This window comes from Aequorivita sp. CIP111184 (genome assembly GCF_900489465.1).
In the GTDB taxonomy this organism is placed as follows: Bacteria; Bacteroidota; Bacteroidia; order Flavobacteriales; family Flavobacteriaceae; genus Aequorivita.
The window spans coordinates 181,805-204,383 of record NZ_UEFQ01000028.1 but is presented as its reverse complement, the minus strand read 5'-3'; the positions used below and the strand labels follow the sequence as shown (position 1 = coordinate 204,383).

Here is a 22,579-nt window from a genome sequence, read left to right as displayed (position 1 = left end):
ATGGTTTATCTATATCTATATATGGTAAGGAACGCGCCTATTCGCTTGGTGCAAACAACTATATATTAAAGCCGCTTGAATTTGATGAATTTAGAAAACCGTTATAGACCTTGGTTTTTATTGGCTGTTGAAGAATCAACCTCCAGTTTAAAAAAGCAAACAACATCCCCGACAAATTGAACACTAAATTAAAAATACTCCACCTTGAAGATTCGCCTACTGATGCTGAATTAGTAGAAAGCGAATTGAAAAAAGGAAATATTCAATTTGAGAAATTGGTTGTTGGCACTAAAACAGCCTTTGTAAAGGCACTCAAAGAATTTGCTCCAGACATCATTTTAGCAGACCATACCCTTACTTCCTTTGATTCATTTGAAGCAATAAGGATATTGAAACTACAAGATTTAAAAATTCCTTTCATACTGGTTACAGCAACTGTATCAGATGAATATGCTGTGGAAGTAATGAAAGCTGGGGCTGATGATTATATCCCCAAAGACCGCTTGCATCGCTTGCCTCAGGCGGTACTGAATGCAATTGAGAAATTTAGCTGTGAAAAAGAACGTGAGCGCATGATTGATGACCATGCACATCTTGCTGCTATCGTTAATGCTTCTAATGATGGCATTATTAGCAAAACATTGGATGGAATAATTAGCAGTTGGAACATTGGCGCAGAAAAGCTTTTTGGTTATTCAGCAGCAGAAACCCTTGGCAAAAACATCTCCATAATTATTCCACCTGACTGTTTGCAGGAAGAATCGGAATTTATCGAAAGCATAAAAAGAGGAGAATCTGTACAGCATTTTGAAACCGTAGGGCTTACAAAAAATGGAACAAGAGTAGATGTTTCGCTCACGATCTCCCCGATTAAAGACAACAACGGGAAAATTATTGGAGCAGCGAAGATCGTCTCTGATATTACTGACAGAAAACAGGCAGAACAAATCTTATATAACAGCGAGGAGAAGTATCATTCACTTTTTGAGAACAGTTTGGATGCCATACTCCTTACAGTAACTGATGGAAAAATACTTGCGGCAAATCCTGCTGCCTGTACTATGTTTGGGATGAGTGAGAAAGAAATTTGCGAAGCAGGTAGATTTGGTTTAGTAGATACCACAGACCCTCGACTGTCTGCAGCTCTTGAAGAACGCCAGCGTACAGGTAAGGTAAAAGCTGAGGTTACAGCAATTCGTAAAAATGGGGAGACATTTCCAGGTGAGTTTACTTCTGTTGTTTATAAAAATGCTAATGGCGAGGAAAGAACTTCAATGATAGTTCGGGATATAAGTGAAAGAAAACTTGCAGAACAACTTTTAATAGAAAGTGAAACATTCAATAAAGGTGTGCTTTCTTCCCTCGGTTCGCAGATAGCTGTTATTAATGAAGATGGAAATATTATATCCGTTAACAAAGCCTGGGATGATTTTGCAAAGGAAAATGGAGAAACAAGGCTTTCACGTGTTTCTATAGGTAGCAATTACTTTGATGTTTGTAAACGATCCATAGAAAATGGAGATAGTGATGCAGCAGAATCATTATCCGGTATTCAATCTGTTTTAAAAAAGGAAGAGGAAAAGTTCGAAATGGAATATCCCTGTCATTCTTTAACAGAGCAACGATGGTTTAATCTTTCCGTCACTAAATTTGGTGAAGATGATTCTAAGGTAGTGGTCTCACACCAAAATATTACTCAACGAAAAATAGCCGAACAAAAACTACAAAAGAGTGAATCAAGATTAAATGAAGCGCAAGCTGTTACTAAAATTGGAAGTTGGGAAACAGACCTGCAAACCTTTAGTATAGTATGGTCAGATGAAACACACCATATTTTTGAAACCGATCCCCAAAAATTTCAAGTTACCCATGAAGCCTTTCTTTCTTTTATACCTCAAGATGAACGTAATAATCTAAACGCTGCATTAGAAAATTCATTAAATAGTCACACCATAACTTCTTTTGAGCACAGGATAATTACAACAAATGGCGGGTTGAAGCATGTATGTGAAAGATGGAAAATTTTCCGAGATGCACAAGGGCAACCTGTTCGTGCAGTTGGAACCTGCCAGGATATAACAGAGCGCAAAACAGCAGAGAATAAACTTAATGCTACTTCAAATGAGTTAGAAAAAGCGGTTGCTGAACTTCATAAAATACTAGATTCCTCATTAGATGTTATTTGTACGATAAATGCTGATGGCGAGTTTGTAAATGTCAGCGCTGCATCACAGCAAGTTTGGGGTTACGCACCTGAAGCGCTTATTGGTACAAAATTTATGAATCTTGTGTATGCTGAAGATTTAGATATTACAACCAAGGCGGCTGAAAAAATAGCTAGGGGAATCCAGATGCCACTCTTTGAAAACAGATATGTGCACAAAAACGGAAAAGTGGTTCCAATACTATGGTCCGTCAACTGGGATGAAAAGCTCCAATTAATGTTTTGCATTGCTAAAGATGTAACCGAGAAAAAGAATCTGGAAAAAGCCACAGAAAATCAAAGGGACCAGTTTTACGATATGTTTTTAAAAGCACCATCGGCTATTGGTATGTTAAAGGGTGCCAATCATGTTTTCGAAATGGCCAACCCCCTGTATTTACAATTGATCGGCAAAAAAGATATTATAGGAAAGACAGTGGCAGAAGTGCTTCCGGAAGTAAAAGAACAAGGCTTTGTTAGCATGTTAGATCAGGTATACCAGACCGGCGAATCGTACACCGGCACGGAGAAATTAGTTAAGGTAGATACGGAAGGAAAAGGTGAATTGACTAATTTCTATATAAACTTCGTCTATCAGGCTTACAGAAATGGTGAAGGAGAAATTGAAGGCGTTTCCTTTTTTCTAAATAACATTACTGAACAAATAATATCCCGTAAAGTAATAGAAAAAAGTGAAAAGCAATATCGCCACATTGTAGAAACAGCGCAAGAGGGAATTTGGCAACTCGATGAAAACGGCAAGATAATTTTTGTAAATAAAAGAATATGCGAGATACTTGAATACACTGAAGAAGAAATATTGGGTAAAGAACCTTTTTCTTTTATGGATGTGAATGGAAAGGAAAAGTTTTTGATGGCTTTAGAAAGAAGAAAAAAAGGAATAGCTGAAAACTATGAGCTTGGTTTTATATCTAAAAATGGAAAACATGTTCTCACTAACATATCTGCCAATCCCATTTTTAATAAATCAGGGAATTATAAAGGTACTTTAGGAATGGTTTCAGATATTACCGAAAAAAATCATTTAGAAGTCCTTTTAGAAAAATCAAACAGGCTTGCAGTAGTTGGCAGCTGGGAAATTGATGTGGTAACGGAAAGTGTTTATTGGTCAGACATTACAAAGGAAATTCGTGAAGTTGATAAAGATTATGTTCCGCAGTTAGGTGAGGGCATAAGTTATTTTAAGGAAGGTATTCATAGAGATACCATTAGTCAAAAAGTACAAGATTGTATAGAAAATGGCACGCCATGGGATGAAGAATTGAAGATAATCACTTTTAAAGGAAACGAGAAATGGGTACGTACAATAGGCGAAGGAAATTTTTTAAACGAGAAATGTATAAAGATACATGGAAGTTTCCAAGACATTACGGATCGCAAAAATGCTGAAACAAAAATTAGGGAAAGCGAGCAGAAGTACCGTAAACTTGCTACCGAATTAGAGATAGAAAGAACACGTCTCATTACAGCACAGTCAGTTGCCAAAGTAGGTAATTGGGAAACAGATTTGCAAACGTGGCAAGTAAACTGGTCAGAAGAAATGTACCGTCTTTATGGAACGGATCCTAATAATTTTGAACCATCCTATTTACCCATTCAAAGTTTTGTTCATCCTGAAGACAGGAAGATGATAGATAAAGCCTTTAAGGATTCACTAAACAAGAGCGGTTCTAGTTCAATAGAACACCGCATTATAACCTTGCAAGGCATCGAAAAATGGGTAGAAGAAAATTGGAGCGTTACCAAGGATGAAAAGGGTTCGCCTATGGTTGCAGCTGGTACTTGCCAGGATATCACGGAAAGTAAAAAAGCAGCAGACAAAGTCATAAGAAGCGAAGCGAAACTAAAAGTTGCACAACGCATAGCTCAGGTGGGTAGTTATGAAGTAGATATGGTAACTAATAAACAAAGTTGGTCTGATGAATTTTATAGAATTTTAGGGGTAACTGAAGAGGTAATACCCTCTCGTGAAGCCTTCATGTTGTTTGTACATCCCGATGACAGGGCTATGGCGGTCAGCACTATGGAGGAAGCGCTCTCCATATATGCAGATTCATCATTTCAGTTTCGTTTTATAAGAAAAAACGGTGAATCAGGATACGCATTATCCAAATGGAAGTTTGAGTTTGACTCCCATCGCAATCCTCTTTTCATTCACGGTATATTAAGAGATCTGACGAAAGAAAAAAAAGCAGAGAATGAACGCGCAAAAATGATTTCTGATATTGTTCAACGCAATAGCGATCTGGAGCAGTTTTCATATATGGTATCGCACAACCTTCGTGCACCAACGGCCAACATTATAGGTTTCGCAGAAATTTTAGAGGATGAAACACTCACCCCGCAGGAGCAAAAAGAATCTCTACAAGGACTTTCGGCATCTGTAACAGGACTCGATGCCGTTATCAAAGATATCAATACTATTTTGCAGAGCAAACAAGAAGTTCACGAAAAAAAGGAACCCGTTATCTTTTCTAAACTTGTGAATGATATCAAGATGAGCATAGCCAATCTTATTGACAAACATCGCGTACGCATTATATCCGACTTTTCAGATGTAGCCGAAATTTATTCACTCAAAATTTATATATATAGCATCTTCTATAACCTAATTAGCAATAGCATTAAATACGGTATGCCAAACGTACCGCCACTCATCGAAATAAAAAGTAAAAAAGAAAACGGAAAAATAATCCTTATATTTATAGATAATGGTTTGGGTATGGATATGACAACCAAAGAAGATAAAATTTTCGGGCTTTATAATCGCTTCCATTCCCATGTTGAAGGAAAGGGCATGGGGCTATTTATGGTGAAAACTCAAGTAGAGTTGCTCGGTGGAAAAATAGCTATTGCAAGCGAACTCAATAAAGGAACAAAATTTACAATAGAATTTGAGATTTAAATCTGAAACAAAATGGCACAAATAAAAAAACGGTTCCTTCTCGTTGACGATGACCCACTAAATAATTCTCTCACTAAAATGATTTTAAAAAAGTCATTTGACTTAGTGCAAATTAACGCGTTTACTGTTCCCGAAGATGGATTGGAATTTATGAAATATGAACCCTGCTATAATCCTCCCGATGGAAAAACAATACTATTTCTCGATATTAATATGCCTACACTTTCAGGGTGGGAATACCTCGAAAAGTTTGAGCTTTTTGATACCTCAATAAAAGAGCAGTACGATATTTACATACTCTCATCCTCCGTTGAACCAAAGGACATTAACCGTGCAAAAGAAAATCCCTTAGTTATTGATTTTATAGAAAAGCCGCTCAAAAAAGCAACCCTTCTAAAAATATTTGGATAACAGAAAAAAAATTACTACTTCCTTTCCTTCCAAAATTAATATGTTCTTTACAAGCCTTGATGGGGAAATTTTGGTTGAAAAACTTAGCAATAATAGCGTCATAAATTGTTATGCAAGCTTCTGCAAATGTTGCGGTAAAAGCATTGTTAATCGGAACTTCGGTTGGTTCTGAATCATCACTACCTCTACAGCCTATTAATAGTATTTCAGTAAAAAGCGTCACTACATAATATTTTTTAAGAGCATTAGCACAAAAAGCTTTTAATTAAATGCGTTAAAAAATCTTCGGATTTCATTAGTTAAAAATTTAACAATATAATATCTTTACAACCTGATTCATAAGATTTTACAAACCTATACACTCTTTATTATGATCTGGACTATACTTTTTCTGTTTCTTACAGTAGTTGCCGCCGTCCTGGGTTTTTTAGGCTTGGGATTTGGCCCAATAGAACCCGCCAAAACAGCTTTCTACGTTTTGAGCGCTTGCCTGTTGCTTTCAATCTTTAGACAAATGCGGAGAAAGCGCAAAAGATATTATGAGTAAGATTTTACTTTAAGAAATAAAGCAAACCGCCTAAAAACATATTTTTAGGCGGTTATTTTATTAAAACGATTCGTTTAAAATACTATAAAGCAATATGCTACAAAAAAACTACATTCCAGTTAAACAAAATAAAGTATCTGTAGTAATGTGTTTCAAAGCAATGTAGTATTTTGGTCGAGCAAAACAACAACCTCATGAATTCCATTCAAGTTAACTCACTTCCACTTAAAGATGTGATTAGGGACATAGCAGAAGTTTTCGACATTCCCTATTCCGAAAACTGTGGCGAATATTTGCTCAAACTTCCTCCATCAGTAGGTGAAGGCAGCATCCGCGGTATCAACTTTGAAGGTGGCTTGGGACTCTTACAATACGATTGCCTATTTAATGAAGATCTGGAAATACATTTTGTTGTAAACAATGTTCACCCGCTGAAATTCCTCTATACCGTTAGCGGAATCCTTCATCATCGTTTTGAAAACGAGGACGACCTGCACGAAATTAAGCAATACCAAAACGCTATTGTAGCCAGCAGTAAACAAAACGGCCACGTATTAAGATTTAAGGCAGGCGAAACAATAAAAGTGAACAGTCTCGAGATTGATCGGGAGAAATTTCAGACAAAAATGGAGTGCGACATTAATAGCCTTGATGAAGAACTGGAACAGCTGTTTAAGGACATTACGGCCAGCGGGTCCTTTTATTACAATGGAAACTACAGCCTAAACATTTCTGGAATTTTGGACGAAATGACCGGCTTTGCTGCTGAAAATTTTATGCGCAAGCTCTTTTTAGAAGGCATGGCTTATCAAATTTTAACGCATCAAATACTACAATACCAAGACGATAGAATGGATGAAGGCAGCAGAACCTTGCTACGTTCATCTGAACTGAAACAGATTCACCACATCTCCAATTTAATAGAGAACAACATTTCGCAAATACCAACAGTGGAAAATCTGGCTAGGGAGGCGGGCCTCAACATTAACAAATTGCAGGAAGGTTTTAAAAAACTGTACGGTTCTACCGTGAACAACTACGTTCAAAAGAAGCGTCTAGATACAGCCTATAGCCTTTTAATCCAAACGGATTTGAGCATTTCAGAAATTGTAAATGCTATTGGGCTGAGCAGTAAGAGTTACTTTTCAAAAATTTTTAAGGAAAAGTATGATATCTCACCATCCCATTTTCGCAAAAAACACCAGAACAAATAAAAAAAACCCCGCTGAAAATATTTCAGACGGGGTTCTCTTCTTCATAGCAATTCTTTGCGTTGCTAATTTAGCAAAAGGAATTATCCAAGATTAACTCAAAAGATTGAATCTTTAGCCCAAATACTTTTCATAAGCATCTCATAATCTTTTAAATAAGAAAAGCCTCCGCTTCGAGCTTAAAAAGGAATTAGTAGTTGAAAAGACTGCGAGTATTCGACTGCAATGCTAATTTTCAAATTTTCACTATTATCCACACACTATTGTTTTAATTATCTAATTAGTGCTAAATCATTGAAAATTAACAAAGTGTATTAGCAAATATTGGTATAAACTTAGCTCATTAAGCACAATATTTAATATATTCGCTAATCCACTTTTTTTTATATCCCCACAATAAGAAACCCCTTTCTCATTGTGATGATTAAGGGGTTTCGCAGTACCCTAAATCTGGGTACCCATTTTTCTAATTCTAACGCCTATTCTTCTTCCTCTTCAGGATTGCGTTGGTTCTTTGGTTTGTTTTGAGGATTCCGTTGCTGATCTTGTTGTTGATTTTGAGGATTCCTTTGCTGGTTTTGATTTTCTGTACTCATAGCATGTTTTGTTTAAATTAATAATTCATTTTTCTTTTCAGTATTAAAACTAATTTTTAAATAAGTCTTTTGCACTTAACAAAATCATAAACTTAAAGATTAGTGCAATTATTTAACTATTCATTATCATAAAGTCACATCCCTTAGTAATTTCATAAAATAACTTGTAAAAAAGCTGCCGTTTATATAATCAAACCGTTTCCGTATAACTCGATCGCGTTTCATATCTTTGCACTTTTAAAATTTGAACCATGTACACCAACGCTTTACAAGCCATTTCGCCTATAGACGGCAGATACGCATCAAAAACTTCAAGCCTAATTCCTTATTTTTCCGAGGAAGCACTTATACGTTACCGTGTGCAGGTGGAGATTGAATACTTCATAGCCCTTGTAGAGCTGGATCTGCCACAGCTAGCGGAATTTGATAGAAATCTTTTTTCAGATTTGCGCGATCTTTATCTTGAATTTACGGTGCAGGATGCAGTAAAAATCAAAGAGACCGAAAAGGTTACCAATCACGATGTAAAGGCGGTTGAATATTTTATAAAAGAAAAATTTGAAGATTTAAATCTTCAGAAATACAAAGAGTTTATCCACTTCGGTTTAACTTCACAGGATATAAATAATACTGCGATTCCGCTTTCGCTGAAAGATGCCATCAACAATGTCTATGTGCCGCTTTTAATGGAGGTGAAAAATAAATTAAAGCAACTTTCCGAAGATTGGGCACAAATAGCTATGCTAGCCAGAACACATGGCCAGCCTGCTTCGCCAACCCGTTTGGGAAAGGAAATTGACGTATTTGTGGTTCGTATTGAGGAGCAGTTTGACTTGATGAACAATATAAAAAGTGCTGCGAAATTTGGTGGCGCGACGGGAAATTTTAACGCGCATAAAGTGGCTTATCCCAATATAGATTGGAGAGCGTTCGGAAAACATTTTGTTCAGAATACTTTAGGGCTACACCACTCCTTCCCTACTACGCAGATTGAGCATTACGACCATATGGCTGCACTTTTTGACTGCTTAAAGAGGATCAATACTATTTTGATTGATTTAGACAGAGACATTTGGACTTATGTTTCGATGGATTATTTCAAACAAAAAATTAAAAAAGGTGAAGTAGGCTCCAGCGCCATGCCGCACAAAGTGAACCCAATAGATTTTGAAAACAGTGAAGGAAATCTGGGCGTTGCAAACGCACTTTTTGAACACTTTTCGGGAAAACTACCAATCAGTAGATTGCAAAGAGACCTTACAGACAGCACGGTTTTACGAAACATTGGGGTTCCCATTGGGCATACACTTATCGCTTTTTCTTCAACATTGAAAGGCTTGAATAAATTGGTGCTGAACGAATCAAAATTTGCTGAAGATCTTGAAAACAATTGGGCCGTTGTAGCGGAAGCAATCCAAACTATTCTTCGCAGAGAGGGTTATCCAAATCCTTATGAGGCATTGAAGGGATTAACACGAACTAATGAACGTATTAATCAAACTTCAATTGCCAACTTTATAGAAACCTTGGAAATACCGGAAAGTGTAAAACAGGAAATGCGAAACATCACGCCTGGAAACTATACTGGGATTTAAACTACGGTTCTAAAAAAATACAACCACGAATTCACGAATATTTTTAAATAAATTTATTCGTGTATCGTGGTCAATATCCGCATCCCTTCAAATACAGCATTAAAAAAAGGCTTCAACCACAATTTGGAAGAAGCCCTTTTCAACTATTAATCAACTAAATTAATCCTTAAATATTTCTCCGAAACCTTCAAGTTTGGAGACGTCCAAATCGCCACGCTCCGCAGATTTCATCAGCTTCAACATCTGGTCTGGGCGCATATTTTCACCCAGTAATCTGAATACTGCAAAACCGCGATTGTCATCGCTCGCAAAAACAATTACCTCATCAATGGCGTCTTCTTCACCAGTGTACTTTAAGGTAGCGTTCCAATCATTACTTTTTATACGCGTAAGTTCTTTGTATTGTTCCTGATCAAGAATGTTTTTCAGTTCTTGGCGCTCCTTTTCAAAATCGGCTGTATCTCCTTCAATTATTGGGTAAGCAACAACATTCACCTTTTTAATCGTACTTAGAATATCCTTTTCTTCTTGGGTAAAGTTGCTACTATTTCCTTGGAGTAAACTTGCAGCAATATCCATCTTTACGAATTTATCATCATCTTGTTTTTCTACCAAATACTTTTGAAGTGATTTATCGCTACAGGAGCTCAGTGCCATTGCCGCAAGAACTAAAGCCATAAAATATTTTACAAGTACCATATTTATTGCTTTTTATTTTTGTCAATATTCTTAAGCTGTTCGCTACCGGGAACCTTTAATTCCTCAGTAAGTTTTGAAATTTGTTTCAAGTCTATATTTCCGGTAATACTCATAATAACGGTCATGGGTTTTCCATCTACAATTCCGTCCATGTGCATCAACAGCTCGCTTACAAAGTTTTCATTCTTCCCGTCTTTGCTATAAAATCTTATATTTCTTCCGTCTTCCTTTACACGCATCAATTCACCTAAATTTTGTGAACCTGAAATATATTTAGCCACAGCAGCCTCCATTTTTTTGGATACTGAAGGATTGTCTGTGGTAAAAATCTTGATGTTATCTAAGTCGTTCACCATTTTAAGATATGCCTGCGCCTCTGAATCTGAAGAGTTCAAATCCATCTTGCTTAAAAGCTTGAACATATTTTTGGTAACCACAACAGAGGTTACATCTTTTTCGTTTTCAAAGGAATCAAAAGCGTTTTGTGCCCAAGAAACCATCGGCGCTATTGCCAATGCTATTATTATTGCTATTTTTTTCATCGTTAATTATTGTTTATTGTTTATTTCGATTTTTTATTGATTTTAAAATTTTCAGACGCAGAGCCAATCAACAATGCTCAGTATAAACTTTACCGCAGCGCTATCTATTTATAAAAGTTATTCAAAGATTTTGTCTTTTGTTCTTTCAAACTGCCCAACAAACGTTAGTCGCTCAGTACCTTTATTAAAATTTTCTGAAAGCAGCATCATTGCTCTTTTGCTTTTCTCAAAGGTCGCCAGAGCTTCTTTTTCTTCTTGGGTATAACTGGGTTGCGAGAAGTAGAAGCTGCCCACTCCAAAAGCCACTACTAGGATTGCCGCAACAGAGTACCACCATTTTTTTGAGGTTTGTGGTTTAGTTTCCGGTAGATTAAATACCATAGTTGACCGTTCTTCTTTCGCAGCCTTTAATGCAACAAAAATGGGCTGGTATTGAATCAGATTGTCCGCAACTTTTTCATTGTTGAAATAGTCTTGCAACATTTTTTCTTCAGAAATGCTAGTTGCGCCTTCAAAATAGGCCTCCAATAATTGTTTTATTTTAACCGATTCCATAATTATACTTTTTTATCATTGCCTCCCTAACTGTTTTACGTGCTCGGGAAAGAGCCACTCGCACTGCGGTTTCGTTACTATCTAGCATCTGCGCTATTTCAGAAAACTCGAATTGTTCTACATCACGCAATTGAAGTACTATTCGCTGTTGTTCGGGTAAAGTTTCCATTATCCTAAAGACCATTTCAACCCCGTCATTCGCTTCAATATTTTTTTCAACATTTTCGGAAGTTTGATAATTGCTGTGTACAATTTTTAAATTTGATGCCTGTTTCGACTTTAATCTGTCCAGACAGTAATTCTTGGTCATCGTAATTGCAAACGCTTCGGGATTTTTATAGTTTTCAATATTTTTTTTTCCCTTCCACAATTTCAAAAACACTTCCTGTACGGCATCCTCAGCTTCGTCCTTGGAAACCAAAATCCTTTTGGCCAAGCGGTAAAGCTTATCCTTAAAGGGCATCGTTAATGCTAAAAATTCGGTTTTTTCCATTTTGGTTGGTTGGATTATTTCGCCGTCTATTTAAATGACGAACGTATTCAAATTTTGTTACATTGATATTGTTTCAAAGGAATTCCCCACAATAAACAAATGTTCTATGATGCAGTATTACTTGGTTTTCTGCCACGACTGCACGATTGTGTTTTTATACGATCTGCCAACATTTATTTCGATGACATTAATGTATTTCTGAACTATTTATTCGTGAATTTGTGGCAGAATATTTCACAATGAAAAGTCTCGAAATAATTTCGACTAAAAAAGCATATTTTTACCATTGCAATATAATCCCTAATTTACCTGTTCTAAAAGAATACCTTAATTAAACTTACTTATGAAAAGAAATATTTTCATTTCCTTTTTAGCTATTTCAGTACTTTTTGTTTCCTGTTTTGAGGATGCTGACGACAATTTACAAACTGCTTCAACCCTTGATATTCAAAATTTTATTTATCGTGGCCTCAATTATTTCTATCTATACAAAGCAGACACTCCCGAGCTTGCGAATAACGCATTTGCAAACGATGCCGAGCTAAACGATTTTTTGAACAATTATCAGACTCCTGAGACCTTGTTTGACTATTTGTTGTCGCCACAAGATCGTTTCAGTAACCTTTTCAGCGATTTTAGAGTGATAGAAGATGCGCTAAGCGGAATAAGCCTGAGTAATGGGATGGAGTTTGGCTTGGTGCCATATTCACCTGGCAGCAATAATGTTTTTGGGTATGTACGCTATGTACTGCCCAATACAGATGCTGAAGCAAATGGTTTGGAGCGTGGCAATCTTTTCACGACCATTGATGGACAGCAAATAACTAGAGCAAATTTTGAAGATTTATTGGCTCCGAATAGCTACACAATTGGTTTAGCCACTTATGATGGTGCAAATTTTATTCCTACCGGAGAAACGGCTTTGCTTAATAAAACCCAGTACAATGAAAATCCTGTTTATAAGGTGAAAACCTTGGACGTTAATGGAGAAAAGGTGGGTTACTTAATGTATAACAGTTTTATAAAAAATTATGACACCGAACTCAACAATGCTTTTGCACAATTTAAAGCCGAAGGAATTACCAATCTGGTTTTGGATTTGAGATATAATGGTGGTGGTGCCGTGGAAACTGCTACAGATCTGGCAGGAATGATTACGGGACAGTTTAATGGACAAGTTTTTTACAAAGAGTTCTGGAATGAAGATCGCCAAGCAGAATTTGCGCAGGACGGTCTTTTTGATAGCGCAATCAGCAACGGTGCGGCAATCAACAGCCTTAACCTGACCAATGTTTATTTTCTAACTACCCAAAGAACAGCTTCTGCCAGTGAATTGGTTATAAACGGACTTAATCCATACATAAATACCGTACAGGTAGGCGATACTACCACTGGAAAGTTCCAAGCTTCCTTTTTGCTTTATGATTCGCCCGCACCCACTTTCGGAAGGCAGAATGCCAATCCAGCGCATTATTACGCAATGCTTCCGCTTGTATTCAAAACCGCCAATGTTGCAGGAAATACTGATTATGTAGATGGGTTAGTGCCTCAAATTCCATTAAATGAAAATTATTTTAACCTCGGCCAGCTAGGCGATGAAAACGAACCGCTTCTAGCTGCTGCACTTTTTGAAATTGCCGGAAGACCTTTACCAGCGAACAGAGAGTTTCAACAATTGAAAGAATTTTCTGATAGTAAGGCGAATTCTCCGATTGATGGAAAAATGATTGGAAATTAGTCTTTCTCAAAAATAAAATAAGTTGAAGAGCTAGGAATTCCGTGGATTAACAATTTTTATAGTACTTTAATTGGGTTTTTATTTTCATCTATCGCCACAAAAGTAAACTCGCCAGTTACGGCTTTCTCGCGGCTGTAAGAATACATTTCCTCAATGTATATTTCTACTTTTACTTTTAGACTAGTGTTGCCTAAATACGAAACTTTCCCCACCAATTCCACAATAGTCCCTGCGGGAATGGGTTTGTTGAAATCAATGCGGTCTGAAGAAACGGTTACCATTCTTTGCCGACTAAAACGCGTTGCGGCTATAAAAGCTACCTCGTCCATAAGTTGCATTGCCGCGCCGCCAAAGAGCGTGTCGTAATGGTTGGTGGTATTTGGGAAAACCGCCTTAAAAATCCTTGTTTCGGAATTTGTAATTCTATCTTCTATATTCACAGCAACTCTGTTTCCAAAGCCAAATAATGAGTGGTTAACCCCGCTGAAAGTAATGGGAAAATCTGTATTTTACACCAATACTCTCTTTGATCTTTCTTATAGTTTAACACTTCTTCGGTAAAGGGTTCGCCTCTTTGAAGTTTTTCTCTTATTGATGCTTTTACTTGGGTTGAAGTTTTATTGCCCTGAAGAAAAGAAGGCGTTTTCCCAATAGCATAACTTTCGGAATATCCGGTCATTTTAAAAAAACCATTGTTTGCCCAAACAATCTTTTGTGAAAAATCAGTAACAATAAGTGCATCGTAGCTTTTGGTTAGTATTTCGGAAAGGTTTGCTTTCCAGTGAAATTGGTTTGCCAATAGCGTAAGTGAAGCTCTGTCTTTTTGCCGTGTTTCCAAAAGTGCCGTCGGCTTAAAAAATTCAGCAGAAAGCCCCCAACTTTTTAATGGAGACAAATATGTCTGGGGTTCAATTATATTGAAATACTTCTCACGTTGCTGTTCGCTCAACGATTGTAGGAAAACGTCTAGTCCAGCCATATCCCATAAATTATAATTTGCCATAAATACCTTATTAATTTTTCTATAAACCTATTATTTAACTATTTCCGAAAGGTTAATGTTGATATATTAGTGAAATGATGTTTTGACTTCTTTTAGATACTTTGAAAGAATCCATTAATAATTAATAGATTCTTTCGTAGCATCTTTTGCTAATTCAAACTATTCATTAAAATAAATTCCACCCGGAACAATTCCAGTTTGGAAATCCTGTATTTGCTGATTCGTTGAAAGATCAAATATTTTTAATGAACCTTTACTTGCATAATCGCCCGCATCGGTAGCATAAAGTAGTCCGTCCTTTGCTTGAAGCACATAAAAGAATCCGCTTATAATATCGGTTCCTGGCAATGCAATTGCAGAGCTATTTAGTTTATAAACTTTACCATCCAAAGAATAGAAAAGGTTGGTTCCGTCCATTGTTAAATTCGACGGGTGTTCGGTGGCGCCAAAACTATATGTATTAGAAACTTGTCCGCTGGAAAGATCAATTTTCACTAAAGATCCCGCAGTTTCATTTCCAGTATAACTAGGGTTTCCACCACAAAGAACAAATAATGAATTCCCAGATACGACCATAGAGTTTGGAACATCACTAACAGTTATGGTACTCTCAACCGTATTCCCAGAAATCACCGAAATTAAATTGTTTTGTCCATAACCGCCTTGGTGGGCGACGTATATTTTATTGTTGTAGGAAACCATTCTTTCCGGTCCAAAAGCAACGGGAATGGTAGCTGCAATAGCATTTGTTCTCAAATCTAGGACGGCCACATAATCGTCAGAATTGTCGTTGGGATCACCCCAATCAGTAACATACCCTTTGTTTCCAGCATCGCCCATAAAATAACGCGGATTTACTAATCCTGTTTTTATAGAGTCTACGCTTTCAAAAGAATACCGATTAGCAATCATTATTTTTGCTGAATTGCTTACAACAATGTAAGCATTTTCATCCTGAAAGCCCATTGATTGTACTATATTACCCAATTCTTTGCCGTTTACGGTTCTGTATATATTTTGGGCTACTGTGGCAAAATCTTCAGAAACAAATGTAATTGTGCCGCTTCCATTATTGAAAGGGCCTTCATTGGTAATCAAAATGCCTTTTTCATAAGCCTCCGGCGGGTTAGGTCCCGGTTGCGGATCGTCGTCATTACTACAGGATATTAAAAGTAAGGTTGCAAAAGTTAGAGAAAATAGCTTTTTCATCGTTTTCATTTATTTAAATATTAAATTTTAAGAATAGTTGAATGTTTCTGGAAGGCATTGGTCTATATGCAACGTTTTCATAATAAACATTAAACATGTTTTTAAGACGTATGCCAAAAGTTATTTGCGGATTTGAAGGAATAGTAAATTCAGTACCCAAATTAAAAACCTTATACCCCTTCACAGCAGAGGAATTGTCAGTTGTAGTATATGCCTCTCCATTATATAAGCCCTGAAAATAGACCATTAAAGTTTTATAATTATACTGAATTGTTCCGGCAGCTTTATGAAACGGAACATAAATAAGTTGTTTTTCTTTTTCTAAATCTTCCGCATTGGTATATGAATAATTTGCAGTGAAACCAAGCGTGTGCTGGTTTAAGAGCTTTATTGAATAATCAAAAGTTACTTCAACTCCGTAATTTCTAGTTTTAGTAATATTTACAGGTTCCCAAATTCCACCATTTCCAGGAATCCATTTTATTAAATCTTCTGAAGAAATAAAATATGCCGCAAGATCTGCCTTCAACTTTCCAAACCAAAACTCCTGCCCAAGCTCCACTTGGTAGGATGTTTCCGGTTGCAAATTATGATTTCCGCCAGCGTACCAATACAAATCATTGAAAGTAGGTATCCGATAGTTTTTGGAGCCATTTAAACGAAGTGCGTAATTTTTTGAAACCTTCCACTTCGCATCTGCTGAAAAAAGAAAAGGATTGTCAAAATCGTTTAAAAATTCCTTTCGGAAATTTAAGCCGTAACTGAAGTCGTCAGATACTTTATGATTTAACAAAAGAACAGTTGCCAAAGTCTTTCTGGAATTTTCCCCCACATTATCGCCCTCGGCGTTTATATAGGAATATTCAACCTTCCCATTTATCCGAAACTTTTTTTGAAGTAAAACTTCAGATTGAAAAAAGCCTATAAAAGTATTCGCTCTACCTTCATCGTAAAGTTGTTTTTCACTATCAGGGAAATATCTATACTGCTCAAAAAGATGGGCAACGCTTGCCTTTGCATCAAAAGCACCAAATGTTTGATGTAATTGCCAAAGGTTTCTAGTTGATAAATCTTTATACTTATCTTTCCCAATAGTATTCAAACTCCCAGAAAAGTTGCGGTCATTGTAAGTATATTCCGAATTCCAAGTGGCTATGCCGTTTTTCAACCTTCGAGCTTCATTTACTTTTGCCGCAAATCGTAAAAACTCTCCGTGCTTGTTTTTTTGGTTTTTTTCTATATAATTATAATCATTCTCAGAACTTATAAAATCTACTCCCACATTTAAATAGTGGTCGCCCCAGGCTTGGGTTGTACTGGCATTTCCACCGATGGTTGAAAAACTCCCATGGTTAATTGTAATTTGGGTAGTATCAATCTTTTCAAAAGTAAAAGTATTGTTTAAATGAATACTTCCGCCCACGGCCCCACTGCCATATTGTACACCACCGCCGCCACTTCTTATTGAAATTTCGTCATAATTTAAAGGTGAAATTGTATTGAAATCCGTTTGTCCCGTAAACACGGAGTTGATGTTTATTCCGTTCCAAATAACTGCCGTCTGTGCCGCATTGGTGCCCCGAAAGGAAGGTGATGAAACCATTCCAGAGCCATTTTCTTTAAAATATATTGAAGAATTATAACGAAGTGTTTCAGTTAGCGAAGTAGCATTTCTTTCAATTATGGAATCGTTTAGTTTTTCAAGCTTAAACCCTTTTGAAAAATGCACGAACTTGGAATCTGTTAGCAATACTTCGGGCAATTGCTGAATACTGTCCAACTGCGCATACGTAGATAACGTGCACAGGAAAAATGCCAAAATAATATGGAAACAGTTTTGCTTCATAATTCAACCTTTATCCCGAAAGTTTGATAATTTTATGTTATGAATTTGGCAGGTCTCCTGACTTGTCTTTTGTGCGACCTTCCCATCCAAAAAACGGACAGTGGTTTTGAAGTATGCACGCCCAAATAATAGTTCGGGACGACTTACAGTTGCGGGAACAGCTTCGGTTTTTAACCGAATTCCCTTTTAAGAGCATTTTCTTGTTATGAAAACTGCTCACCAAAATTCATCGCAAAAATAGAGTTTAAAAACTAGTTCACCCAAACAAAACCATTATTTTTGAGGATGCAAAAAATTGTTTCCCTCTTCTTTTTTCTATTCGTTTTTGCCGCTTGCAAAAACAATGATCACGATAAAAAATCTACAGATACAACGAATGTTGAAAAAGAATCCATTAACATTCAATATGCACAAGGCTTCGAAATAAACGCTTTTGATGGCTACAAAACAATTACACTCAAAAACCCTTGGCCTGGAACTGAAAAAACATTTAAATATGCTTTGGTTGAAAAGGGAACCGTTCTTCCCAATGACAAAAATTATGACGCGGTTGTTGAGGTTCCACTTAAAAGAATCGTAGTTACCTCCACCACTCACATACCTTCTTTAGAAATGCTGGGTGAAAGTGCAGCCTTGGTTGGTTTTCCCAGCCTCGATTATATTTCTTCGGAAAAGACACGACAGCGAATTTTAGATGAAAAAATTACGGAACTCGGTAAAAATGAAGATATAAATACTGAAATTTTAATCGACTTAGCTCCAGATGCTGTAATTGGCTTTGCAATAGACGGAAACAATTCAACATTTGCAACAATTGAGAATACCGGAATTCCTGTACTTTATAATTCAGATTGGACGGAAACCTCCCCTTTAGGAAAGGCAGAATGGATCAAATTTTTCGGTGTTCTTTTCGACAAAGAAAAAGAAGCAGATAGCATTTTCAGAACTATTGAAACCGAATATCTTTCAGCAAAAAAAATAGCTTCCAAAGCAAAAGAAACCCCTACCGTTATTAGTGGAGCGATGTATAAGGATGTCTGGTATATGCCGCAGGGTGACAGTTGGGGGGCACAATTTATAGCAGATGCCAATGGCAATTATCTTTGGAAGGATTCAAAAGGTACGGGCAGTTTGTCATTAAATTTGGAATCTGTTTTAGAAAAAGGATTCGAAGCTGAAGTTTGGATTGGACCGGGACAATTTACTGCTTTGGATGAAATAAAGAATGCTAGTAAAGCATACACCCAGTTTAAAGCCTTTAAAGGCGGCAGGGTTTACTCTTACAGTATGAAAAAAGGAGCGACGGGAGGCGTGCTCTATTTTGAATTGGCGCCTAACCGTCCCGATTTGGTTTTAAAAGACCTGATTGCAATTTTACACCCAGATTTGTTTAAAAGTCACGAACTTTACTTTTTTGATAAACTTCAGTAATGCAGCATTCCCAAAAATATAGAGTTCATTTCATCCTACTTTTTTTAGTACTCATCATTGCTTTTTTAGTGAATTTGAGTATGGGATCGGTTTCTATTCCATTAAAAGAAATAATCTCTGTTTTTATAGGAAATGGCGCTTCAAAAGAAACGTGGCAATATATTTTAATTGATTATAGATTACCCAAAGCAATAACTGCAATACTTGCCGGTGGCGGATTGGCTATTTCAGGATTGTTGATGCAAACACTTTTTAGAAATCCATTAGCCGGTCCTTTTGTATTAGGGTTGAGTAGCGGTGCCAGTTTAGGCGTAGCCATTCTAATTTTGGGAGCAAGTGCTTTTGGAGGTTTTTTTGGGATAATGTTATTGAGTCAATGGAGTTTAGTAATTGCTTCTGCATTGGGCAGCTTTTTGGTGTTGTTGGCAGTTTTGGCGGTAACATTCAGAATTAAAGATACAATGGCAATTTTAATAATCGGGCTGATGTTTGGTAGCGTGACAACTGCCGTGGTTTCAGTTCTTTCCTATTTCAGCAATGCGGAACAATTGCAACAATACATTTTTTGGTCCTTTGGAAGTTTGGGAAACCAATCTTGGCAAGGTGTTTTAATTTTAAGTGTGTGTTTTTTTATAGGTTTGGCTTTAAGTCTGTTTAGTACTAAATCATTAAATGCATTACTTTTAGGCGAGAATTATGCAAAAAGTATGGGGCTTCACATAAAACGGACCACTTTTATAATAATTCTTGCCACCAGCATTCTTGCAGGAAGCATTACTGCATTTGTTGGGCCAATTGCTTTCATAGGCTTGGCTGTGCCACATTTGGTTAGACAAATTTATAAAACTTCCAACCATTTGGTTCTTTTGCCCGCTGTGTTACTTTGCGGTAGTCTATTGATGCTAATTTGCGATACCGTGGCACAATTGCCTTTCAGCGAATACACACTGCCAATTAACGCAATAACCTCCATAATTGGTGCCCCCGTTGTTATTTGGTTACTAATCCGAAAACGAAAACTCTTTTTTTAATGGCTTCGGAAGAAAAAAATATCATTTTACAAGTCCACGATTTAAGCATTGGTTATTCGGGAAAAAAAAGTAATTCCTTAATAGCCGAAGGAATCAATTTTTCTATTGCGAAAGGAGAATTAGTGAGCCTTGTTGGCGCAAACGGCATTGGAAAGTCTACCCTTTTACGTACTTTGATGGGAATGCAGAATGCATTGAAAGGAAGTGTTTTTTTGAATGAAAAGAATTTAAAAGAATATACATCCTTCCAACTAGCAACGCACTTGAGCGTAGTTTTGACAGAAGCGCCTTCCTCTAAAAATCTTTCAGTTTTGGAATTGGTTTCATTGGGAAGGCAACCATATACCAATTGGATTGGATCACTTTCAGAGGAAGATAAAAAAGCGGTTAATTTTGCATTGGAAGCTACAGAAACCACTACCCTTAAACACCGAAAGTGCTTTGAGCTTAGTGATGGACAAATGCAGCGAGTGGCTATTGCTCGTGCTTTGGCGCAGGATACACAGTTGATTATTCTCGATGAGCCAACAACACATTTAGATTTATATCATCGGGCTTACATTCTCAAACTTTTGAAAAAACTTGCCAAGGAAACTGGAAAAACCATCTTTTTTTCAACCCACGAAATAGATTTGGCAATTCAACTTACAGATAAAATGTTGGTGATGGCAAAAAATGAAACCTATTTTGACGATCCCTGCAAATTGATAGAAAGCGGAAGGTTTGAAACACTTTTTCCAAAAGAAACCATCGACTTTGATTCTAAAACCGGCAGGTTTACTATTCGGAAATAATTATATTTACTTTAAAATCTATTGCAATGAACGAAACTTTTCTATTCCTTTTACTTGCTGCTATCTGTTTATTGATTGGGGCTTTTATTGGCAATCTGTTTGCACGTTTAAAAAACAAAACAGAAACCAGTAGATTAGAGGAACGCCTTCAAAATACTTTGTTACAGGAAGAAAAACTTACTGAACGGTTGGTCATTTTAACATCGGAAAAAGATGTTTTGCAAAAAGAAAAAGAACAGGTAAATATGAAACTTTCAAAGCAAAGTGCTGAATACGCTGCACTTTATACCGAACTTGAAAAGGAAAAAGAACGATTTCAAAATTTTGAAAAGGACTTTAAAGATAAATTTGAAAACCTAGCCAATAAAATTTTGATTGATAAAACAGAGGTATTTACAGACTCCAATAAAAAGAATATTGAAAATATATTAAAACCTTTGAATGAAAAAATCAAGGAGTTTGAAGAAAAGGTTGGAAAAAACAATGTAGATTTTATTAGAACACATGCTGAATTAGGCAAACAGCTACAGTTTTTGAACGAGCAGAATATTAAAATAAGCCAAGAAGCCGATAATCTTACCAAGGCATTAAAAGGAGATTCTAAAATTCAAGGAAATTGGGGAGAAATGATTTTGTCCAGAGTCTTGGAAGAATCCGGCTTGGAAAAAGGAAGAGAATATACCATTCAGGACAGTCACGATAACCCTGATGGCGGTAAACTGCAAACAGACGTTATTATTCATTTGCCGGACGGAAAAAAAATGATAATTGATAGTAAAGTTTCCTTGACCGATTTTGAAAGATACGTTTCCGAAGAAAATGAAGATATTAAAAGAAAATATCTAAAAGATCATATTGACTCTATTAAACGCCACATTGTTACTTTAAGTGAAAAGAAATACTATCACGCCATAAACGAGAGCCCAGATACAATTTTTATGTTCGTTCCCATTGAACCTGCTTTTGCTATTGCAGTCGCTAATCAGAAAAATTTGTATCAAGAAGCATTCAAAAGAAAGGTAATGATTGTAACACCATCTACGCTTTTAGCAGCATTGCGTCTGGTTGAAAATTTGTGGGAAAATGACAATCAGAAAAAGAATACACTCGAAATAGCAACAGAGGCTGGAAGATTATATGATTCTTTCGTTGGGCTTTTAGATGAATTAAATAAAATAAGAAAACAATTGGGAACTGTTCAAGGCTCTTTTGACAATGCATTAATAAAATTGGAAGGAAAAGGCAATCTAGTAAGAAGAGTAGAAAAACTTCGTAAATTAGGTGCTATTACCAGTAAAAATATTGACGAAAAATTACTTAAAAGAGACGATAATGACAATGAGAAGCTTCTAAAAAATTAACTATGAAAAAAATTCTATTCATTATCCTTGGAAGCCTTTTGGCACTTTACCTGCTTTATTTTGCATTTATATATTACGTTCCGTATAGTGAAGGTACACGTGCTGGGGAACTCATAAAATTCAGCCATCGCGGTGTTGTCATTAAAACTTGGGAAGGCGAAATAAGCCAAGGTATAAGTGGTGCACAGATTTTTTCATTCTCCGTTTTAGACCAAGATAAGGATGTAATAGAGAAGCTAAAAGATTTTCAGGGTAGCTATGTAAAAGTTACTTATGTGGAGCGTTTTGCATCTTTTGCAATTTGGGGAGAAACCAAATATTTCATCACTGAAGTGGAACAAGAAAATTCTCCTCACTTTAACAGAAATTAAAAGAGAGCATTCAAATA

At 36.4% G+C, this 22,579-nt stretch carries 18 protein-coding genes and 1 riboswitch; of the genes, 10 read left to right on the top strand and 8 right to left on the bottom strand.

Translation table 11 applies throughout. The annotated features are described in order from the left end of the window. The first annotated feature begins 176 nt into the window (after window positions 1–176). From AEQU1_RS13865 to purB, 4 genes are all read left to right on the top strand, one after another. Window positions 177–5,129 (top strand): PAS domain S-box protein, encoded by a 4,953-nt coding sequence (locus AEQU1_RS13865; protein ID WP_111882033.1) that lies wholly within the window; start codon window positions 177–179, stop codon window positions 5,127–5,129. 12 nt (window positions 5,130–5,141) lie between these two features. Beyond that, on the top strand, window positions 5,142–5,540 hold the full coding sequence (locus AEQU1_RS13860) for a two-component system response regulator (protein ID WP_111882031.1): 399 nt from the start codon (window positions 5,142–5,144) through the stop codon (window positions 5,538–5,540). Between the two features lie 741 nt (window positions 5,541–6,281). Beyond that, window positions 6,282–7,301, top strand: a complete 1,020-nt coding sequence (locus tag AEQU1_RS13855; RefSeq protein WP_111882026.1) for an AraC family transcriptional regulator — start codon at window positions 6,282–6,284, stop codon at window positions 7,299–7,301. A gap of 844 nt (window positions 7,302–8,145) precedes the next feature. After that, window positions 8,146–9,489: an adenylosuccinate lyase gene (gene purB, locus AEQU1_RS13850; protein WP_111882024.1), complete on the top strand. Its 1,344-nt coding sequence runs from the start codon at window positions 8,146–8,148 to the stop codon at window positions 9,487–9,489. A 159-nt stretch (window positions 9,490–9,648) separates the two neighbouring features. On the opposite strand, the gene AEQU1_RS13845 is transcribed toward purB, so the two are convergent. The 4 genes from AEQU1_RS13845 to AEQU1_RS13830 form a co-directional block, all read right to left on the bottom strand. Further along, window positions 9,649–10,188 carry a DUF4252 domain-containing protein gene (locus tag AEQU1_RS13845; RefSeq protein ID WP_111816866.1) on the bottom strand — a complete coding sequence of 180 codons (540 nt, stop codon included), beginning with the start codon at window positions 10,186–10,188 and terminating at the stop codon, window positions 9,649–9,651. Window positions 10,189–10,190: 2 nt separating this feature from the next. After that, a complete protein-coding gene (locus AEQU1_RS13840) occupies window positions 10,191–10,730 on the bottom strand; it encodes a DUF4252 domain-containing protein (RefSeq protein ID WP_111882023.1) in 540 nt (179 codons plus the stop codon). Window positions 10,731–10,847: 117 nt separating this feature from the next. Continuing rightward, window positions 10,848–11,285: a hypothetical protein gene (locus AEQU1_RS13835; RefSeq protein ID WP_111882021.1), complete on the bottom strand. Its 438-nt coding sequence runs from the start codon at window positions 11,283–11,285 to the stop codon at window positions 10,848–10,850. Continuing rightward, a complete protein-coding gene (locus tag AEQU1_RS13830) occupies window positions 11,272–11,778 on the bottom strand; it encodes an RNA polymerase sigma factor (protein WP_111816863.1) in 507 nt (168 codons plus the stop codon). The genes AEQU1_RS13835 and AEQU1_RS13830 overlap by 14 nt, the downstream gene beginning before the upstream one ends. Window positions 11,779–12,121: 343 nt before the next feature. Here AEQU1_RS13830 and AEQU1_RS13825 point away from each other — a divergent pair, with 343 nt between their 5' ends. After that, window positions 12,122–13,516 carry a S41 family peptidase gene (locus AEQU1_RS13825; protein ID WP_111882020.1) on the top strand — a complete coding sequence of 465 codons (1,395 nt, stop codon included), beginning with the start codon at window positions 12,122–12,124 and terminating at the stop codon, window positions 13,514–13,516. Window positions 13,517–13,572: 56 nt separating this feature from the next. Here the strand turns inward: AEQU1_RS13825 and AEQU1_RS13820 are convergent, their stop codons facing one another. From AEQU1_RS13820 to AEQU1_RS13805, 4 genes are all read right to left on the bottom strand, one after another. Next, window positions 13,573–13,956, bottom strand: a complete 384-nt coding sequence (locus AEQU1_RS13820; RefSeq protein WP_111816861.1) for an acyl-CoA thioesterase — start codon at window positions 13,954–13,956, stop codon at window positions 13,573–13,575. Next, the gene (locus tag AEQU1_RS13815; RefSeq protein ID WP_111882018.1) at window positions 13,953–14,519 is read right to left on the bottom strand and encodes a PAS domain-containing protein; all 567 of its coding nucleotides are present in this window, start codon (window positions 14,517–14,519) and stop codon (window positions 13,953–13,955) included. Before AEQU1_RS13815 ends, AEQU1_RS13820 begins: the two co-directional genes overlap by 4 nt. 159 nt (window positions 14,520–14,678) lie before the next feature. Further along, on the bottom strand, window positions 14,679–15,728 hold the full coding sequence (locus AEQU1_RS13810; RefSeq protein WP_258455303.1) for a YncE family protein: 1,050 nt from the start codon (window positions 15,726–15,728) through the stop codon (window positions 14,679–14,681). Window positions 15,729–15,741: 13 nt separating this feature from the next. Then, on the bottom strand, window positions 15,742–17,574 hold the full coding sequence (locus AEQU1_RS13805) for a TonB-dependent receptor (protein ID WP_111882015.1): 1,833 nt from the start codon (window positions 17,572–17,574) through the stop codon (window positions 15,742–15,744). A 29-nt stretch (window positions 17,575–17,603) separates the two neighbouring features. Beyond that, window positions 17,604–17,813, bottom strand: a riboswitch (cobalamin riboswitch). Between the two features lie 46 nt (window positions 17,814–17,859). Here AEQU1_RS13805 and AEQU1_RS13800 point away from each other — a divergent pair. The 5 genes from AEQU1_RS13800 to AEQU1_RS13780 are packed head-to-tail and all read left to right on the top strand — an operon-like array spanning window position 17,860 to window position 22,562. Next, entirely contained in the window at window positions 17,860–19,005 is a 1,146-nt protein-coding gene (locus tag AEQU1_RS13800) for an ABC transporter substrate-binding protein (RefSeq protein ID WP_111882013.1), read from the top strand. After that, the gene (locus tag AEQU1_RS13795; protein WP_111882012.1) at window positions 19,005–20,036 is read left to right on the top strand and encodes an iron ABC transporter permease; all 1,032 of its coding nucleotides are present in this window, start codon (window positions 19,005–19,007) and stop codon (window positions 20,034–20,036) included. Before AEQU1_RS13800 ends, AEQU1_RS13795 begins: the two co-directional genes overlap by 1 nt. After that, window positions 20,036–20,830, top strand: coding sequence for an ABC transporter ATP-binding protein (locus tag AEQU1_RS13790; protein WP_111882010.1), 795 nt, complete (start codon window positions 20,036–20,038; stop codon window positions 20,828–20,830). The genes AEQU1_RS13795 and AEQU1_RS13790 overlap by 1 nt, the downstream gene beginning before the upstream one ends. Before the next feature lie 26 nt (window positions 20,831–20,856). Continuing rightward, window positions 20,857–22,191 carry a DNA recombination protein RmuC gene (gene rmuC, locus AEQU1_RS13785; protein WP_111882009.1) on the top strand — a complete coding sequence of 445 codons (1,335 nt, stop codon included), beginning with the start codon at window positions 20,857–20,859 and terminating at the stop codon, window positions 22,189–22,191. A gap of 2 nt (window positions 22,192–22,193) precedes the next feature. Further along, on the top strand, window positions 22,194–22,562 hold the full coding sequence (locus AEQU1_RS13780) for a 6-phosphogluconate dehydrogenase (protein WP_111882007.1): 369 nt from the start codon (window positions 22,194–22,196) through the stop codon (window positions 22,560–22,562). Window positions 22,563–22,579 lie beyond the last annotated feature (17 nt).

Bases quoted from the DNA above. Each gene is read 5' to 3' on its own strand.
- AEQU1_RS13860 (WP_111882031.1), top strand. From the start codon at position 5,142: ATGGCACAAATAAAAAAACGGTTCCTTCTCGTTGACGATGACCCACTA.
- AEQU1_RS13855 (WP_111882026.1), top strand. From the start codon at position 6,282: ATGAATTCCATTCAAGTTAACTCACTTCCACTTAAAGATGTGATTAGG.
- purB (WP_111882024.1), top strand. From the start codon at position 8,146: ATGTACACCAACGCTTTACAAGCCATTTCGCCTATAGACGGCAGATAC.
- AEQU1_RS13845 (WP_111816866.1), bottom strand. From the start codon at position 10,188: ATGGTACTTGTAAAATATTTTATGGCTTTAGTTCTTGCGGCAATGGCA.
- AEQU1_RS13840 (WP_111882023.1), bottom strand. From the start codon at position 10,730: ATGAAAAAAATAGCAATAATAATAGCATTGGCAATAGCGCCGATGGTT.
- AEQU1_RS13835 (WP_111882021.1), bottom strand. From the start codon at position 11,285: ATGGAATCGGTTAAAATAAAACAATTATTGGAGGCCTATTTTGAAGGC.
- AEQU1_RS13830 (WP_111816863.1), bottom strand. From the start codon at position 11,778: ATGGAAAAAACCGAATTTTTAGCATTAACGATGCCCTTTAAGGATAAG.
- AEQU1_RS13825 (WP_111882020.1), top strand. From the start codon at position 12,122: ATGAAAAGAAATATTTTCATTTCCTTTTTAGCTATTTCAGTACTTTTT.
- AEQU1_RS13815 (WP_111882018.1), bottom strand. From the start codon at position 14,519: ATGGCAAATTATAATTTATGGGATATGGCTGGACTAGACGTTTTCCTA.
- AEQU1_RS13810 (WP_258455303.1), bottom strand. From the start codon at position 15,728: ATGAAAAAGCTATTTTCTCTAACTTTTGCAACCTTACTTTTAATATCC.
- AEQU1_RS13805 (WP_111882015.1), bottom strand. From the start codon at position 17,574: ATGAAGCAAAACTGTTTCCATATTATTTTGGCATTTTTCCTGTGCACG.
- AEQU1_RS13800 (WP_111882013.1), top strand. From the start codon at position 17,860: ATGCAAAAAATTGTTTCCCTCTTCTTTTTTCTATTCGTTTTTGCCGCT.
- AEQU1_RS13795 (WP_111882012.1), top strand. From the start codon at position 19,005: ATGCAGCATTCCCAAAAATATAGAGTTCATTTCATCCTACTTTTTTTA.
- AEQU1_RS13790 (WP_111882010.1), top strand. From the start codon at position 20,036: ATGGCTTCGGAAGAAAAAAATATCATTTTACAAGTCCACGATTTAAGC.
- rmuC (WP_111882009.1), top strand. From the start codon at position 20,857: ATGAACGAAACTTTTCTATTCCTTTTACTTGCTGCTATCTGTTTATTG.
- AEQU1_RS13780 (WP_111882007.1), top strand. From the start codon at position 22,194: ATGAAAAAAATTCTATTCATTATCCTTGGAAGCCTTTTGGCACTTTAC.